Origin of the sequence: Pseudomonas sp. NGC7 (assembly GCF_047159675.1) — a bacterium.
In the GTDB taxonomy this organism is placed as follows: Bacteria; Pseudomonadota; Gammaproteobacteria; order Pseudomonadales; family Pseudomonadaceae; genus Aquipseudomonas; species Aquipseudomonas kermanshahensis.
In genome coordinates this window covers 4239021-4253429 of the sequence record NZ_BAAFZY010000001.1, presented here as the reverse complement: position 1 = coordinate 4253429, position 14409 = coordinate 4239021, and the positions used below count along the sequence as shown (strand labels likewise).

Annotated in this window: 16 protein-coding genes; 6 read left to right on the top strand and 10 right to left on the bottom strand. The window is 64.1% G+C overall.

The genetic code is table 11. The features are described 5' to 3' along the window. The first annotated feature begins 227 nt into the window (after window positions 1–227). The 5 genes from ACMCNM_RS18950 to ACMCNM_RS18930 all read left to right on the top strand — a co-directional run bounded on the left by ACMCNM_RS18950 (window position 228) and on the right by ACMCNM_RS18930 (window position 3408). Window positions 228–629, top strand: a complete 402-nt coding sequence (locus ACMCNM_RS18950; RefSeq protein WP_186679829.1) for a hypothetical protein — start codon at window positions 228–230, stop codon at window positions 627–629. Window positions 630–782: 153 nt separating this feature from the next. Further along, window positions 783–1004 carry an MbtH family protein gene (locus ACMCNM_RS18945; RefSeq protein ID WP_412765163.1) on the top strand — a complete coding sequence of 74 codons (222 nt, stop codon included), beginning with the start codon at window positions 783–785 and terminating at the stop codon, window positions 1002–1004. Next, window positions 1001–1720 (top strand): thioesterase II family protein, encoded by a 720-nt coding sequence (locus ACMCNM_RS18940; protein ID WP_412765162.1) that lies wholly within the window; start codon window positions 1001–1003, stop codon window positions 1718–1720. The genes ACMCNM_RS18945 and ACMCNM_RS18940 overlap by 4 nt, the downstream gene beginning before the upstream one ends. A 57-nt stretch (window positions 1721–1777) precedes the next feature. Beyond that, complete coding sequence (locus tag ACMCNM_RS18935; protein ID WP_027596187.1) at window positions 1778–2329, top strand: hydrolase; 552 nt, start codon at window positions 1778–1780, stop codon at window positions 2327–2329. Window positions 2330–2355: 26 nt separating this feature from the next. Next, window positions 2356–3408 carry a DUF1615 domain-containing protein gene (locus ACMCNM_RS18930; RefSeq protein WP_412765161.1) on the top strand — a complete coding sequence of 351 codons (1053 nt, stop codon included), beginning with the start codon at window positions 2356–2358 and terminating at the stop codon, window positions 3406–3408. A gap of 98 nt (window positions 3409–3506) precedes the next feature. Here ACMCNM_RS18930 and ACMCNM_RS18925 read toward each other — a convergent pair whose 3' ends face one another. From ACMCNM_RS18925 to ACMCNM_RS18885, 9 genes are all read right to left on the bottom strand, one after another. Then, window positions 3507–4376 carry a metal ABC transporter substrate-binding protein gene (locus ACMCNM_RS18925; RefSeq protein ID WP_412765160.1) on the bottom strand — a complete coding sequence of 290 codons (870 nt, stop codon included), beginning with the start codon at window positions 4374–4376 and terminating at the stop codon, window positions 3507–3509. Continuing rightward, window positions 4373–5272, bottom strand: a complete 900-nt coding sequence (locus ACMCNM_RS18920; protein ID WP_027596190.1) for a metal ABC transporter permease — start codon at window positions 5270–5272, stop codon at window positions 4373–4375. Before ACMCNM_RS18920 ends, ACMCNM_RS18925 begins: the two co-directional genes overlap by 4 nt. Beyond that, window positions 5269–6018, bottom strand: coding sequence for a metal ABC transporter ATP-binding protein (locus ACMCNM_RS18915; RefSeq protein ID WP_412765159.1), 750 nt, complete (start codon window positions 6016–6018; stop codon window positions 5269–5271). The genes ACMCNM_RS18920 and ACMCNM_RS18915 overlap by 4 nt, the downstream gene beginning before the upstream one ends. Further along, window positions 6015–6917, bottom strand: a complete 903-nt coding sequence (locus tag ACMCNM_RS18910) for a metal ABC transporter substrate-binding protein (RefSeq protein ID WP_099428922.1) — start codon at window positions 6915–6917, stop codon at window positions 6015–6017. Before ACMCNM_RS18910 ends, ACMCNM_RS18915 begins: the two co-directional genes overlap by 4 nt. 16 nt (window positions 6918–6933) lie before the next feature. Next, complete coding sequence (locus tag ACMCNM_RS18905; protein WP_099428923.1) at window positions 6934–7503, bottom strand: DUF6162 family protein; 570 nt, start codon at window positions 7501–7503, stop codon at window positions 6934–6936. Window positions 7504–7529: 26 nt separating this feature from the next. Beyond that, on the bottom strand, window positions 7530–7850 hold the full coding sequence (locus ACMCNM_RS18900) for a hypothetical protein (protein ID WP_027596194.1): 321 nt from the start codon (window positions 7848–7850) through the stop codon (window positions 7530–7532). Beyond that, window positions 7847–8386: a hypothetical protein gene (locus ACMCNM_RS18895; protein WP_027596195.1), complete on the bottom strand. Its 540-nt coding sequence runs from the start codon at window positions 8384–8386 to the stop codon at window positions 7847–7849. Before ACMCNM_RS18895 ends, ACMCNM_RS18900 begins: the two co-directional genes overlap by 4 nt. Further along, window positions 8383–9576, bottom strand: coding sequence for a PepSY-associated TM helix domain-containing protein (locus tag ACMCNM_RS18890; protein WP_027596196.1), 1194 nt, complete (start codon window positions 9574–9576; stop codon window positions 8383–8385). Before ACMCNM_RS18890 ends, ACMCNM_RS18895 begins: the two co-directional genes overlap by 4 nt. Window positions 9577–9743: 167 nt before the next feature. After that, window positions 9744–11078: a lysine N(6)-hydroxylase/L-ornithine N(5)-oxygenase family protein gene (locus ACMCNM_RS18885; protein ID WP_186679808.1), complete on the bottom strand. Its 1335-nt coding sequence runs from the start codon at window positions 11076–11078 to the stop codon at window positions 9744–9746. 199 nt (window positions 11079–11277) lie between these two features. Between ACMCNM_RS18885 and ACMCNM_RS18880 the strand changes: the two genes are divergently transcribed. Beyond that, on the top strand, window positions 11278–11733 hold the full coding sequence (locus tag ACMCNM_RS18880) for a hypothetical protein (RefSeq protein ID WP_027596198.1): 456 nt from the start codon (window positions 11278–11280) through the stop codon (window positions 11731–11733). 132 nt (window positions 11734–11865) lie between these two features. Here the strand turns inward: ACMCNM_RS18880 and ACMCNM_RS18875 are convergent, their stop codons facing one another. After that, complete coding sequence (locus ACMCNM_RS18875; protein WP_412765158.1) at window positions 11866–14316, bottom strand: TonB-dependent siderophore receptor; 2451 nt, start codon at window positions 14314–14316, stop codon at window positions 11866–11868. Between the last annotated feature and the right edge of the window lie 93 nt (window positions 14317–14409).

Sequence of the window (14409 nt, the reverse complement as noted above, 5' to 3'; positions counted from 1 at the left end):
TGATGGGTTGAGGTCTAGCGCTTTGTGAATTTTTTTTGCCTGATAGGAAATAAAGTGGATTTTGAGGCACTGGGACTGCTGTGCAGCTCATCGCCGGCAAGCCGGCTCCCACAGGAACCGCGCATTCTCGTGGGAGCTGGCTTGCCGGCGATGGGGCGCGCAGCGGCCCTTTTGGCCCTAACAGGTTCGAATTGGGGCTTGATGGCGAAGAAGGCTATGCTTGCCCCATGAGCACACCACCCAACCTTCGCCAACCGTGCCCCCCTGGCGCCTGTAACTGCGGCCGCGAGCACCTGGCCGAGCAGCCGTCAGCGGCGCAGCGCATCCTCCTGCTCACGCGGCAGGAGGAGAAGCGCCTGCTCGAGCGGTTGGAGAACCTCAAAGACCTGGATGACCTGCAGCGCCTGCAACAGCGGATGTATGAAAACCTTGGCATCCGTGTGCACATTGCCCCAGGGTTCAATGAGGTGCGGACCATGCGCGGGATTGTCATCGAGCTGGATGAACAACCGGGGCTTTGTCGCAAGACCCGGCAGTTGATACCGGCGGCGATTCGGCGGGGGTTGGAGCGTAATCCGCAGGTGGCTTATCGGTTGCTGGATGACCATGACTTGCTGCGGGGGGCGTGAGGGGATGGGCGGCGCTCGATCTCCCAGGCGCTGCAAAAACAACGCCATGCCCCCTATCAATCACCCCCTAATTTTTCCGCACCGCCTTACGTCTACTTGAGAGCCGTCCTACGCCAAGCGCGTACCGGCACCTATCACTCAAGGAGACAGGCAATGACTTCCGTATTCGACCGCGACGATATCCAGTTCCAGGTAGTGGTCAACCACGAAGAGCAGTACTCGATCTGGCCCGACTACAAGGCAATCCCCATTGGCTGGCGAGCAGTAGGCAAGAGCGGCCTGAAGAAAGACTGCCTGGCCTACATCGACGAGGTCTGGACCGACATGCGCCCGCTGAGCCTGCGCCAGAAGATGGCCGAAGCCGCAGCGCAGTGACCTCGATGAACCTGCTGTGCCTGCCGTATTCCGGGGCCAGCGCCATGGTTTACAGCCGCTGGCGGCGCAAGCTGCCGGCCTGGTTGCAGGTGCGGCCGGTGGAGCTGCCTGGGCGCGGTGCGCGCATGGGCGAACCGCTGCAGACCGACATGCAGGCACTTGCGCGGCAATTGGCGGCCGAGCAACGCCTGGCCGCCAGCGCGCCGTATGCCTTGCTCGGTCATAGCCTGGGCGCGCTGCTGGCCTTCGAGCTGGCCCATGAGCTACAGGCGCTGGGGTGTGCGCCGCCGTTGGCGTTGTTCGCCTGCGGCACCGCCGCCCCCACCCGGCGCGAAGACTACGATGGTAAGAATTGGCGCGACCCAAAGCGCGACGATGAGCTTATCAGCGAATTGCGCGAACTCAACGGTACGCCAGAGGAAGTGCTGGGCAATGCCGAGTTGATGAGCCTGACCTTGCCGATCCTGCGCGCCGACTTTTTGCTGTGCGGCCGCTATGCCTATCGTCAGCGGCCAGCGTTGCAATGCCCGCTGCACGTGCTGGGCGGCGAAGACGACCGGGCCAGCGAGGAGCAACTGCGGGCCTGGCGCAAGGAAACCCTGGGCGACTTTTCGTTGGACATATTCCCCGGCAGCCACTTCTTCATCCACGAACACGAAGACCGTGTGCTCGGCGTGCTGGCCGCGTCGCTTGAGCCACATCGGCTTTCGGCCTGATTGACGTCACCGCTTGCCTGGGGGAGGCTAGGCCTTTTCCCAGGCAAGGGGCAGACAATGCTGATCGATCCACACAAGGCCACGCTGCTGGTCGTCGACATCCAGGAAAAACTCATCGGCGCCATGAGCGACCCCGAAGGCACTCGGGCGCGAGCGCGCTGGTTGCTGGCGGCGACTGCGGAGCTGGAACTGCCGACGGTCATTTCCGAACAGTACCCCAAAGGGCTTGGCCCTACCTTGGCGGAACTGACCGCTGCAGCGCCTGCTGCCCAGGTAGTGGAAAAAAGCCATTTCTCCTGTGTGGCCGCCGAGTGCTTGCCGGCCAGTTTGATGGGACGTGAGCAGGTGATCGTCTGCGGTATGGAGACCCACGTCTGTGTGCTGCAAACTGTGCTCGGCCTGCTGGCGTTGGGCAAGCAGGTGTTCGTGGTCGAGGATGCCTGTGACAGCCGCACCGCAGCCAGCAAGGCCGCGGGCCTGGCGCGCATGCGCGCAGCCGGGGCGCACATCGTCACCCGTGAGATGGTGCTGTTCGAACTGATGGGCAGTGCCAGCCACCCGCAGTTCCGCCATATCAGCAAGACCTACCTGGTCGGTGAGCAGCCCTGAACGCGCGGTTACTGGCGACGGCCCTGATGGCCCTGGCGCTGCTGCAAGGCTGCGCGGGGCGTCGCGAAGAAGAGCCTGAAGCGGACCCGGCCAAGGTGCGCGCCCAACTGATGCGCTTATTACCCGCGCAAGCCAAAGACCGTGCAGGCTGGGCCAAGGACATTCAACAGGCCTTCGAAGCCCAGCGCATTGCGCCTAGCAAAAGCAACCTGTGCGCGGTACTGGCAGTGACCGAGCAGGAGTCGACCTTCAACGCCGACCCACAGGTGCCCAACCTCGGGCGCATCGCTCGCGACGAAATCGACCGTCGCGCCGCGCGCCTGCACATTCCCCGCCTGCTGGTGGATGGCGCGCTGAAGACGCCTTCCGGCAACGGCCAGAGCTACCAGCAGCGGCTGCTGGCCGTGCGCAGCGAGAAGCAACTGAGTGCGCTGTACGACGAAGTCATCGCCCGCCTGCCACTGGGCAAGACCTTGCTGGGTGGGCTCAACCCGGTGCACACCGGCGGGCCGATGCAGGTCAGCATCGACTTCGCCGAAAAGCACGCCAAGGACTACCCCTACAGCTATGAAGGCACGATCCGCCAGGAAGTGTTCAGCCGCCGTGGCGGCCTGTATTTCGGCATTGCCCACTTGCTGGGCTACCCGGCGCATTACGATCGCCAGCTGTACCGCTTCGCTGATTTCAATGCAGGCTGGTACGCCAGCCGCAATGCGGCGTTCCAGGGGGCGCTGAGCAAGGTGACGGGCACCAGCCTGGCGCTGGATGGCGACCTGATTGCCCCCGGCGCGATCATGCCCGGTACCACCGAGCTGGCGGCGCGCAAATTGGGGGTGAAGCTGGGTTTGCGCAACCCACAGATTCGCAGCCAGTTGGAGTCGGGTGACAGCCTGGCCTTTGAAGACAGCAAGCTGTACAGGGGTGTGTTCGAGCTGGCGGATGCGGCGGGAGGTAAACCGGTGGCGCGTGCGGTCTTGCCGGGGATCGAGCTGAAGAGCCCGAAGATTACCCGCAAGCTCACCACCGCGTGGTTTGCGGGCAGGGTGGATGAGCGGTATCAGCGGTGCATGAAGCGCTGAATGTCGATGGCCTGTGCCGGCCTCTTCCCGGCCAGGCCCGTCACCGACGGAGGCCTGTGGGAGCGGGTTTACCCGCGAAGAGGCCAGTACAGGCGGCATCAGCTTTCGCTCAAGGCGCCAACCACTTGGTCAACACTGGCCTTAAACCCCGCCACCGCATCATTGGCATCACTGTCCACCACCACCAACCGGGCTCCTGCAGCCTTGATCACCTCGGCCACCGCCGGCTCCGGCTGGCGATGGTCCAGCACCAATGCCACGTCCTGACTTTTCAGGTTTTCCCCCAGCGCCTTGAGCGCCGCCGCATCCCACTTGCCCTCGGCCGGCAGCGCCTGTTCCACCACATCCAGGTTTAACCCGCTGGCCAGGTAACCCAAGCGCTCGGACAGGCTGACCACGGTCAAGTTGTCTACCTCGGCCAGCTGGGTCTGGCTGCTGGCCGTCAGCTCCAGCAGCTGGCGCTTGAGGCCGGCCAGGTTGCCTTGGATCTTCGCCTTGTCGGCCGGCGACAACCGTTCCAGGTCATTGGCCACCACATCGGCCATGCGCCCAAGGTTGGTCGGGTTCAGCCACGGGTAGGCGCCGTAGGCGTCGTCGCCGGTCACCGCAATCCCTGGCAAGGCGCCGTCCACCGGGCGCGCTGCATCAATTTCGACGATGCGGATATTGCTGCGCCGGGCCATCGGGTAGAGGGGGTCGTCACGCCAGATCGAGCGTACACCGATCACCGCGTCGGCCTGTTGCGCGGCGTTTGCCAGGCTTTCGCCGCCGCGGCTGCTGAAGTACGAAGGTTGGCGGCTGGCTGGCAGGTTGGCAGGCGCTGCGCGCTTGAGCTGCACCGAAGTGCCGTCGAGCAGGGCGGTGGCCAGGCTGTGGGTCACGGGCAAGGTGGTGAGCACTTGCGTGGCAAAAGAGAGCGAAGGCAGGCCCGCCAGGGTCAGTGCCAAGGTCAGCTGTTTCAGGTTCATGCCGGGTTTCCTTGCAGGCGTGGAACAAGCGCACGGGCCAGCGCGGCCAGTGCGAAGCAGATGCCGGCGACCAGGATGATCGCAGCGCCGGAAGGTACCGGCAGGTCGCAAACGATCGGCAACAAGATGCCGAGCAGGGTGCTCAGCGTGGCGATCAGCACCGAAATGAAGAAAAAGCCCTTGAGCGACTGGCTGACCAGGCGTGCCGCAGCCGCCGGAATCACCAGCAGCGCACCGACCAGAATCGCCCCGATCACCTTCACCGACGCCACCGTGACCAGGGTCACCAGCACCACGAACAGGTAGTCCAGGGTCTTCACCGCCACCCCGCGTACCGCCGCCAGTTGCGGGTTGAAACTGGCCAGCATGATGCGGTTGTACAGTGGCAAGGCCAGCGCCAGCACCAGCACCGCGACGATACCCAGCACCACCAGGTCCTGGGCGCTGACCGTCAGTACCGAGCCGAACAGCACGTTCTCGAGGATGTGCACGTTGATCTTGCCCGCCAGCATCAGCAGCAGGCTCGCACCCAGGGCCAGGGACACCGACAGGAACACGCCGATCAGCGTATCCGGCGACAACCCGGTGCGGTTACGCAGGAAGTTGAGCAGGATGCCGAACAGCAGGCAGTAACCAAACAGGCTGCCATAAGGGCCGGTATACGGCTCACCCAGCAGGATGCCGATGGCAACCCCCGTAAGCGCGGCATGGCCGACCGCTTCGGAGAAGAAGGCAAAGCGCTTGACCACCACCAGGGTGCCCAGGCCGCCCAGCACCGGGCCGATCATCAGGCCGGCCAACAGGGCATTGACCACGAACCCGTAGGCCAGCGCCTCGGGCAGGTAGCCGGTGTTGGCCCATTCTTGGACCAGTTGGCGAAATGCTTCAAAACTCATGAGGCAAGGCTCTCGCTGCGCGGGTGAACGGAGAACAGGCCAAGCAGGCGCTCTGGGGTCAGGGCCTGTGCGGGTGGGGCGTCGAACAGCACCTGGCGGCTCAGGCCAGTGACCCGGTCGGCCAGGCGCAGCACGGCCTCCAGGTCGTGCTCGATCCACAACACGGTGGTGCCAGCCTGGCGCCAGCCGTGCAGCAGCTGCTCGAACACCTGAATGCCCGCTTCGTCGAGGGCCGACATGGGTTCATCCAGCACCAGTAGTTGCGGCTCGGGAATCAACCCCTGTGCCAGCAGCACGCGCTGGCGTTCACCGCCGGACAGCGCGCCCATGCGCCGCTTGCGCTTGTCGAGCATGCCGACCCGGGCCAACGCGGCATCGATGGCCGGTTGCACGCGGCGTGACAGGCCGAGGAAGGCGGGCCGGCGCTGGCACATGGCGGCCATGAAGTCGTCCACGGTCATCGGCAGGCCACGGTCGAACTCTAGCGCCTGGGGCACGTAGCCGATCACTTCGTGGGGGGTCGGCCAGTGCAGGGTCAGTTGGCCCTGGTGCGGCATCTGCCCGAGTAGGGTCTTGATCAGCGAGCTTTTGCCGCCGCCGTTGGGGCCGACGATCGCATGCACGCTGCCGGCCGCCACGCTGAAGCTGACTTGTTCGAGAATGCGGGTGCGGCCCAAGGTCAGGTCGATGCCGGCAAACTCGATGCGCGGCCCATTGGCCGCGGCGAGGTGGGCGGCGGCGGTCATGCGCGGTTCTCCTGGATGGCGCGGACCACGGTGTCGAGGTTGCGCTTCATCTCCACTTCGTACTTTTCCTTGGTGTAGTCACCGTAGGAAATGTGCGTCAGCGGGTACAGGCGCACGCCCGATTCGCGCTGAATGGTCTCGACATAGGCGGACGGGAAGTCCATCTCCGAGAAGATCACCTTCACGTCCAGCGCCTTGAGCTGGTCGATGGTCTTTTTCAGCTGGGCCGGGCTTGGCTCGATGCCGTGCGCCGGTTCGACCACAGCAGTGACCTCGAGGCCAAAGTCACGCACCAGGTAGTCGTAGGCCGCATGGATGGTCGCCACGCGGAAGGTCGCGCTGGGCGCTTCGGTGACCTTGGCCAGGGCCTCGGCGCGCAGGGCGCGTAGGCGTTTGGCATAGGCACGGGCATTTTGCGTGTAGAGCTTGGCGTTGTCCGGGTCGAGCTTGCCCAGTTCGCGGGCAATGTTGTTGACCTGAGCGATGGTGGTGCTGATCGACAGGAAAGTGTGCGGGTTGACCACCTTGCCGGCGCCACGCGCGGCGATGCCGGTGGCGGCTAGCAACGGCACATTCTGGTTGGCCTCGATGGTGGCGATGCCGGGTTTTTCGCTGGCCGCGATCATGCGGTCGGCGAAGTCGTCATGGCCCACACCGTTGAGTACCACCACGTCCAGCGTGCCTATGCGTTTGATGTCCTCCGCGCGCGGCTCGTAGGCATGCGGGTTGAAGCCCGCCGGGATCAGCGGCACTACTTCGGCCTTGTCACCGACAATGTTGCTGACGTAGCTGTAGTACGGGTGCAGGGTAATGCCGATGCGCAGGGGCTTGCCGTTATCGGCCAGGGCCAGTGCCGGCAGGGCAAGGGCCAGGAGCAGGGCGAGGGCGGAGCGGAACATGGGGGAGTCCTTGGGTTCAGTGACGGTGTTCGCGGGTGACCCCGGCGTCGTAGTGGCTGACCACCTGTTGCCAGCCGGCGGCGATCAGGGCGGCGTGGCCCAGGTCGTCCGGCGTAACGGCGGCGCTGTCGCGGCGTAGCCACACATCCGGCTGGCCAGTGCTGTCGTCAGGCAGAATCAGCAGCAGGCTGCCGGCCACCTGAGGGGCCTGGCTGCGGCCCAGGTAGGCGCCAGTTGCCAGCCACGACCACTGGTGGCCACCGCGGCTCTGGCTGCCCGCATCGACCACAAAAGGTGGCAAGCCGTCGTCGGCCAGGGCTTGTACGCTGGGCACGGCGGCGGTTTCCTCGCGCAGCAACTGGATCTCGTCGAAGGCCACGCGCAGGTCGGTGTACAGGCCTTGTTCGGCGGGGGTCAGGTCGCGGCGGGCGTCGATCTGGTGGCTGGCGATGGTCTGTTCGTCCTCGCGTTCGCCACGCAGCATCACCACCGTGGCGGCAAGCACCACGATCAGCAGGCTGACCAGCAGCACGTACAGGGTTTCGTGGCCGGCGCCGGCCGGGCGGACTACCTGGGCGCGGTTCATGGCTGGGCTATTCATGGCCGGGCTGTTCATGGTTGGGCAATGTCGGCGTAGTCGACTTCGACGACATGCCCAGGGCCTGCATCGAACAGCACGTAGAACTCACCGTCGGGGCGTTTGAAGGTGAGGGTCGAGTCGTCGCCGAGCTTGCCGCCGACCAGCACCTGCTCGTCATAGCCGATCACATCCAGGGTCACCCCAGGGGCGCCGCTGCCATCCGAGAAACCGCCGGTGCATTTGACCTGGCCGCTGGCCACTTCTTCGCATTCGCACATCGGGTTGTGGGCCAGGGCAGGGCCTGCGGCCAGTACCAGCAAGGGCAGGGCGAGCTTACGCATCAGGTGTTTCATTTCTTGCCTCCTTGTTTCTCGAGCCAGGCCACGGTGGCGGGCGATGCCTTGGCCAGGGGGACCGAAGCCTGGTGCATGCTGCCGTCCCAGCCTTCGAGGGTGATCCAGATCTGTGCATCAGGCTGGGTGCGCGGCGGTATCAGCAGGTTGGTGCCCATGCGGTACGGCGCGCCGAAGAAAATGGTGCCAGCAGCGCGCAGGCTGCGCGGCTTGCCGATGCGCAGGTAGACGGCCTTGACGTCATTGATGCAGGCCTTGCACAGCGAGGCGCTGAATGACTTGAAATGGCCGGCGGGGCCGTCGGCGCGTGGTGCCTCGTCGCGCAGTTCGGCCAAGTTCAGGCTGTAGGGGCCGACCTGGATGTCGCTGATCACGTTCGCCCCCAGCCCGGCGTCGCCGCGGAACAGTCTGGCGTTTTCGAAGTACTTGGGCATGAAACCCAGCGGGATGAGGATCAGCAGGATGTTCAGGTGGAAGCGCCATTTCAGCCACCACTGCTTGAGCGGGCTGGCGGGCAGGGTCTTGGCCTGGCTCATGGGCGGATCTCCACGGTGGTTTCACGGCTGGCCGCGCGTGGCGCACGCTCGCTGCGCTTGAGGGCGGCGGCGGTCGCCTGGGCGGTGCGTTTGGTCCAGATCAACAGGCCGCTGAACACCATCAGGGTGAGGACCAGGCCAAAGAAGAACCAGATCAGCTTGATCGCCAGGCCGCCAAAGTCGCCGGTGTGCAGGGGGCGCATGGACTCGGTGACGAACTCCAGGGCGGAGCGGTCGCTGATCAGGAACTGGCTGTCGACGTTGCTGGTGTAGGGGTTGACGGCGGCCGACTGGAACATCAGCGGGTACCAGCCGCGGCCACCCAGGGTGACATGGCTGTAGGCAGTAGCCGGCAGTGAGACGGAGCTGATCTCCAGGCCCGGGATCGCCAAGCCGGCGATGCGCGCCGCTTCATCCACATCGATGCGCGGTGCCTGGCTGCCATCGGCTGTCTGCGGCACATCCTCACGGGCGATGACCGGCACGATAGGTCGGCTGGAGATGCTGATGTTGTTGTCGAACAAAATCGCCTGGATCAGGAACCAGGTACCGGTAATGGAAATGACCGCGATGAACCAGATCGACCAAACCCCGGCCAGCCGGTGCAGGTCACCCCAGAAGATGCGCGAGCCATGGCCGGTGCGAACGGGCTTGAAGAAGCCCTTCCAGAATTTCTTGTAGACCACCAGGCCTGTGACCAGCGAGGCCAGCATCGGCAGGCCGAGTATCGAGACCAGGTACCAACCCCAGCTGAAGCCATTGGTGAAGGGCACCAGCCACCAGCCATGCAAGGCGCGGGTGAAGCCTTCGAAGTTGAAGTCCGGGCTCTTGCCCTGGATGGCCCCGGTGTACGGGTTGACGTAGAGCGTTGGGCTGGTGCCGTCGGGGAAGGTCACATCGGCGGTCAGGGCGAAGTGCGAGCCATCCGGCTGCCTCAGCGACTCAACGGCCATGTCCGGCTCGGCCTTGTGCAGGGCATCGAGCACCTGCTGGTAACTCAGGCGTTCGGCATCGCCGTCAGGCTTGCTGGCGCGCACGTCCGGGTTGGCCAGCCAGACAATCTCCTGGCTGACCACGGCGAGCATGCCGGTAAAGCAGACGATCAGCACGAAGAACCAGATCGGGAGGGCGAGCCAGCTGTGGACCAGGAACCACAACTTGGATTTGGATTTTTTCGGGGATTTGGCCATCTGATCGTCTTCTGAAATGTGTAGTCGAGCTTGTGCCCAACCAAGAGGGCTGCACTTATAAAGACGAATGAGAATGGAAATCCTGCCGTTTTAAATGCAAGCAAATGTTTCAGAAAGCGCAAGCCGGCCTTCGCGCAGGGCGACAGGCCGGCGAGTGAAGGCGGGAATCAGGCGCTGGTCAGGGCGACAGCCGGTTGCGAACGGCCATTGAAGCGCGACAGGTCCTGGTACAGCGCCTGGCCGATCTCGGCGGCGCGGGCGGGCAACACCGAGAGCAAGGTGTCGCTCAGGCCGTGGCTGTTCTCGCAGAAACCTTGCAGGTAAACCGACGCCTGCAGGTCTGGGCTGGCCAGTACCCGGTAGTTGCGGTCGACGCTGAAGTCGTCCAGGTAACCCGCCAGTGGTGCCAGCAGGTCGCGGTGCGAGCGGCGCTCGTAACCGGTGGCCAGGATCACCGCATCGTAGCGGTGGGTCTGGTACTGGCCAGTGGCGAGATCGCGCAGGGTCAGTTCCAGGCCTTCGCGGGTGGCCACCACCGCTTCCACTTGGCGCCGGCACAGCACGTTGTGGCGGAACTGGTGGGCGACCTTCTGGCGGTAGAGGATGCCGTAGATGCGTTCGATCAGGTTCAGGTCGACCACCGAGTAGTTGGTGTTGTGGTACTCGCCCAGCAGCTTGCTGCGTTGGTCGGCCGGCTCGTTGTAGACCAGGTCGGTATAGCCTGGGGAGAAGATCTCGTTGACGAACGGGCTGTCGTCGGCCGGCTTGAGTGCCGAGCCGCGCAGGATCATGTCGACCTTGACCGACGGGTAGCTGTCGTTGAGGTCGATGAAGGCCTCGGCGGCGCTCTGGCCAGAGCCGATCACCGCGATGCGCATCGGCTTGCCTTCAGTGCACGGCAGTTTGTTCAGGCTGCTGAGGTACTGGGAGTGGTGGAAGACGCGCGGGTCATCTTTGAAGGCACCGAACTTTTCCGGAATTTTCGGCGTGCCGCCGCTGCCGACCACTACCGAGCGGGTGCGGCGGCTGTATTCGCGGCCTTGTTGGTCACGCGAGACCAAGCGCAGGTGCTCTACCCGGCCGGCCGTCACTTCGGGCTCGATACGCACCACTTCTTCGCCATACACCGCCTGGGTGGCGAAGTGCTCGGCGGCCCAGCGCAGGTAGTCGTTGTACTCCAGGCGGCAGGGGTAGAAGGTGCCGAGGTTGATGAAGTCGGCCAGGCGCTGCTTCTGGTGCAGGTAATTGACGAAGCTGTAAGGGCTGGTGGGGTTGCGCAGCGAGACCAGGTCCTTGAGAAACGAAATCTGCAGCTCGCTTTGGGTCGCCAGGGTCTCGCCGTGCCAGCGGTAGTCTTTCTGCTTGTCGATGAACAGCGCGTCCAGGGCATGGCCCTGGGACTGAGCGAGCTCTTCCAGGGCGATGGCCAAGGCCAGGTTGGAAGGGCCGAAGCCCACGCCGATCAGATCTTTGATTGTTTCCTGCTGTGAGGACTGGCTCATGGCTGCGATTCCCTGAATGGTCGAATGTGGACGCCCGCCGGGGCTCCGGCTCCTGCGCAAGTACATGTGTTGGAACGAGCCACACGAGGGGGAATTTACTGGTGGGGTTAGAGGGTTTTGTCACCGCTGGCTAAAGAACTGCGTCCGGCGGCCGATAGGGGAGCCAAGGCAAGGACTCACCTGAAGGCAGGGAATCGGCATGACAGCAATATCTTTGAGTAACCTCCACATCAATGGAGTTTCCGCCCAGGCGATGAGCGCCGCAGCGGCCGCCGAGCGCGAGCAGGCCAAGCAGGCCGCGCAGAGCGAAAAAGGCGGGCCTTTGAGCATCAGTGGCGACACCTTGAAGGTGGGTGGCGGTGGCCAGGCGGAGTCGGCCCAAGGCAGCGAGAGCAGCGACGAGTCGGCAGCGGTGCAGCAGTTGCGGCAGATGATCAAGGAACTGCAAAAGCAGCTGGCTGAAGAGCAGAAGCAGTTGGCCGCATTGATGGCATCGAAGATGGAAGAGACTGCCAAGGCCGCAGCGGTGAGCGCCAAGCAGGCCAGCATCGCCACCCTGACTGGGCAAATCATGCAGGCGACCGCGCAACTGCTCGAAGCGCTGCAAGAGAGCGGTGGCAGCAGCGCGGGTGGGATGGTCAGTACCCAGGCCTAGGCCCTAACTGACAGGCCTAGGGCTGTTTGTAGGAGCAGCCTTGCGCTGCGAAGAGGCCAGTGCAGGCCCCTCACATCTAGGCCTTATGCACCGGCCTCTTCGCAGCACAAGGCTGCTCCTACACCCGTAGCCTCAGAAATCCCAGCGGGTCGTGACCATCAGGTTGCGTGGCTCGCCGTAGTAGGTGGTGTCGAAGTTGCCCAGCCCGGTCAGGTACACCTTGTCGAACACGTTGTTGGCATTCACCGTGAAGCTCAGGTGCTCGCTGTACTGGTAGCGCGTCATCAGGTCCACCAAGGTGTAACCCCCTTGCTTGATGCGCGTGTAGTCGCCAGCCGTCGGGCTGTAGATAGTGCCGTAGAACGCGCTCTGCCAACGTAGCCCACCACCGACGGTGACACGGTCCAGCGCGCCGGGCAGCCGGTAGGTGTTGAACAGCCGCGCCACATGCTCAGGCTTGGTGGTCGCCAGCGGGAAGCCGAACAGGCGGTTGTCGTCGGCGTCGCGGGTACGGGCGTAGGTGTAGCCGGCGGTGATGTTCCAGCCTGGGGCCAGTTCACCGGCCAGCTCCAGTTCGACGCCCTGGGTCGTGGCGCCGTCGATCGCTGTGTAGATGCCCTCGTTGGTGACCGGGTTGGTGCCGACGGAGGAGGCGACGTTGTCTTGTTCGATCCGGAAAAACGCCAGGGTAGCGTTGAGCCGACCATCGAAATAGGCCGCCTTCATGCCCGCTTCATAACCATCGCCTTCCACCGGGTCGAGGGTGGCGCCATTGACGTCCTTGTACACCTGCGGCTGGTAGATCGAGGTGTAGCTGGCGTACACCGAGTAAGTATCGTCCAGGTCATAGACCACGCCGGCATACGGGGTGACGACGCCGTGTTGCTTGTAGCTGGCGTGGGTGTCATCCAGGGACGAGGTCGGGTAGTAATCCTGGTCGTCGTTGTATTTGAAGGTGCTGACCCGGGTACCGAGGATCAGCGACAGGTTGTCAGTTGGCCTCAGGCGCGTGGCCACGTAAGCGCCGTTCTGGCTCTGGGTGGTGGTGTAGTCGCCGTTTTTCGGGAAGTCCTGTACCGCAATCTTGCCGTTCCAGTCGAAGATCGAGCCCGGTACCTGGGCGAAGGCACTGCCGTCGAAGGTGTCGCCGGTCTGGCGCGAATGCGAGGTCATGAAGCCTGCGACCAGGTCATTCTGGCGGCCGAACAGGGTGAAGGGCCCGGACACATTCAGGTCGGCGGTGTTCTGCACACGGTGGCCTTCCCAGCGCCCCCAGTAGAAGAACATGTCTTCGCCGGTTGCGGGGTTGGGGTTGCCGCCGCTGGCCGAGGCCAGGCGGGTGTCATGGTCGCTGATCATGTGGTTGAGGCTGAGCTTGACCTTCCAGTCATTGGCCAGGGCCTGCTCCAGCGAGCCGAAGTAGGTGGTGGACTGAAAGTCGCGGCGGCTCCAGTCGGCACCGGGGTTGTGCGACCGCGAAAAGTCGGTGCGGCTGCCGTCGGCAAAGTAGGTCGGGTTGCCAGTCCAGGAAGCGCCACGCGGCGTGGTGGTCTGGTTGTCGATGCCGAAGGTCAGCAGGGTGTCGGGCGTCAGGTCGGCTTCGAGAATGCCGTAGTAGACGTCCTTCTTCTGTTTGTAGTGATCCAGGTAAGACTTGCGGTCCTGGTACGCGCCGACCAAGCGGCCGCGCACGCTGCCGCTGGCGTTGAGCGGGCCGGCGATATCACCTTCGGTGCGGTAGTTGTCCCAGGAACCGGCGCTGGCGGTGATCGAGGCCTTGAAGTCGTGGGTGGGCTTCTTGCGGATCAAGTTGACCGTGGCGGAGGGGTCACCGGAGCCGGTCATTAGCCCGGTCGCGCCCTTGATGACCTCGACGCGGTCGTAGGCGGCCATGTCGACGTGGGTCGCACCTTCGTCATAAACCCCGTCATAGATGGTGTTGACGCCATCGTACTGGTAGTTGGTGATGGCAAAGCCGCGTGCGGAGTATTCCATACGTTCGCTGTCATATGCCTGCACCGAAACCCCGGGCGTATTGCGCAGCACTTCGCCGATGTCTTGCGAGCCGTGGTCGTCGATGGCCTGGCGGGTGATCACGCTGACGGACTGCGGCGTTTCGCGCAGGGTCAGCGGCAGCTTGGTCGCGGTGGTCGAACCGCCGGTGGTGTAGGCGCCAGTGCCTTCGGTAATGTTGCCCAGGCCCTGGCCGTCGATGCGGCTGGGGGCCAGCTCTACCACGTCACCCTGGTGGTGGGTTTGCAGCAGCGAGTAGCGGCCGTCGCTTTCCTGTGCGGCCTGCAGGCCGGTGCCGCTCAGCAGCATCTGCAGAGCCTGGTCCACCGGGTACTGGCCATTCAAGGCTGGGGAGCGTTTGCCGCGCGTCCATTGGGTGTCGAACGACAAGACGATGCCAGACGCTGCGGCAAACCGGGTGAGTGTCTCGCCCAGGTCGCCCTGCGGCAGGTGGTAGTCATGCGCTTGCGCGGCACAGGCTGAGCCTGGCCCGCCGAGCAATGCAGTCAGCAACAGGCAGGTGCGCAGGTCTGGCGCGCTGAACGGCCTGAGAGTGAAGCGGCAGGTCATCGTCGTTGTTCTCTGAAAGGTAAAGAGTCAGCCAGGGCTGGGGTTACCTATGAGTCGGATGAGCCGCGGTAAAGTGATCAGGCCTTGGCCATT

Bases quoted from the DNA above. Each gene is read 5' to 3' on its own strand.
- ACMCNM_RS18950 (WP_186679829.1), top strand. From the start codon at position 228: ATGAGCACACCACCCAACCTTCGCCAACCGTGCCCCCCTGGCGCCTGT.
- ACMCNM_RS18935 (WP_027596187.1), top strand. From the start codon at position 1,778: ATGCTGATCGATCCACACAAGGCCACGCTGCTGGTCGTCGACATCCAG.
- ACMCNM_RS18910 (WP_099428922.1), bottom strand. From the start codon at position 6,917: ATGTTCCGCTCCGCCCTCGCCCTGCTCCTGGCCCTTGCCCTGCCGGCA.
- ACMCNM_RS18905 (WP_099428923.1), bottom strand. From the start codon at position 7,503: ATGAACCGCGCCCAGGTAGTCCGCCCGGCCGGCGCCGGCCACGAAACC.
- ACMCNM_RS18945 (WP_412765163.1), top strand. From the start codon at position 783: ATGACTTCCGTATTCGACCGCGACGATATCCAGTTCCAGGTAGTGGTC.
- ACMCNM_RS18875 (WP_412765158.1), bottom strand. From the start codon at position 14,316: ATGACCTGCCGCTTCACTCTCAGGCCGTTCAGCGCGCCAGACCTGCGC.
- ACMCNM_RS18880 (WP_027596198.1), top strand. From the start codon at position 11,278: ATGACAGCAATATCTTTGAGTAACCTCCACATCAATGGAGTTTCCGCC.
- ACMCNM_RS18895 (WP_027596195.1), bottom strand. From the start codon at position 8,386: ATGAGCCAGGCCAAGACCCTGCCCGCCAGCCCGCTCAAGCAGTGGTGG.
- ACMCNM_RS18890 (WP_027596196.1), bottom strand. From the start codon at position 9,576: ATGGCCAAATCCCCGAAAAAATCCAAATCCAAGTTGTGGTTCCTGGTC.
- ACMCNM_RS18925 (WP_412765160.1), bottom strand. From the start codon at position 4,376: ATGAACCTGAAACAGCTGACCTTGGCACTGACCCTGGCGGGCCTGCCT.
- ACMCNM_RS18885 (WP_186679808.1), bottom strand. From the start codon at position 11,078: ATGAGCCAGTCCTCACAGCAGGAAACAATCAAAGATCTGATCGGCGTG.
- ACMCNM_RS18920 (WP_027596190.1), bottom strand. From the start codon at position 5,272: ATGAGTTTTGAAGCATTTCGCCAACTGGTCCAAGAATGGGCCAACACC.
- ACMCNM_RS18930 (WP_412765161.1), top strand. From the start codon at position 2,356: ATGGCCCTGGCGCTGCTGCAAGGCTGCGCGGGGCGTCGCGAAGAAGAG.
- ACMCNM_RS18900 (WP_027596194.1), bottom strand. From the start codon at position 7,850: ATGAAACACCTGATGCGTAAGCTCGCCCTGCCCTTGCTGGTACTGGCC.
- ACMCNM_RS18915 (WP_412765159.1), bottom strand. From the start codon at position 6,018: ATGACCGCCGCCGCCCACCTCGCCGCGGCCAATGGGCCGCGCATCGAG.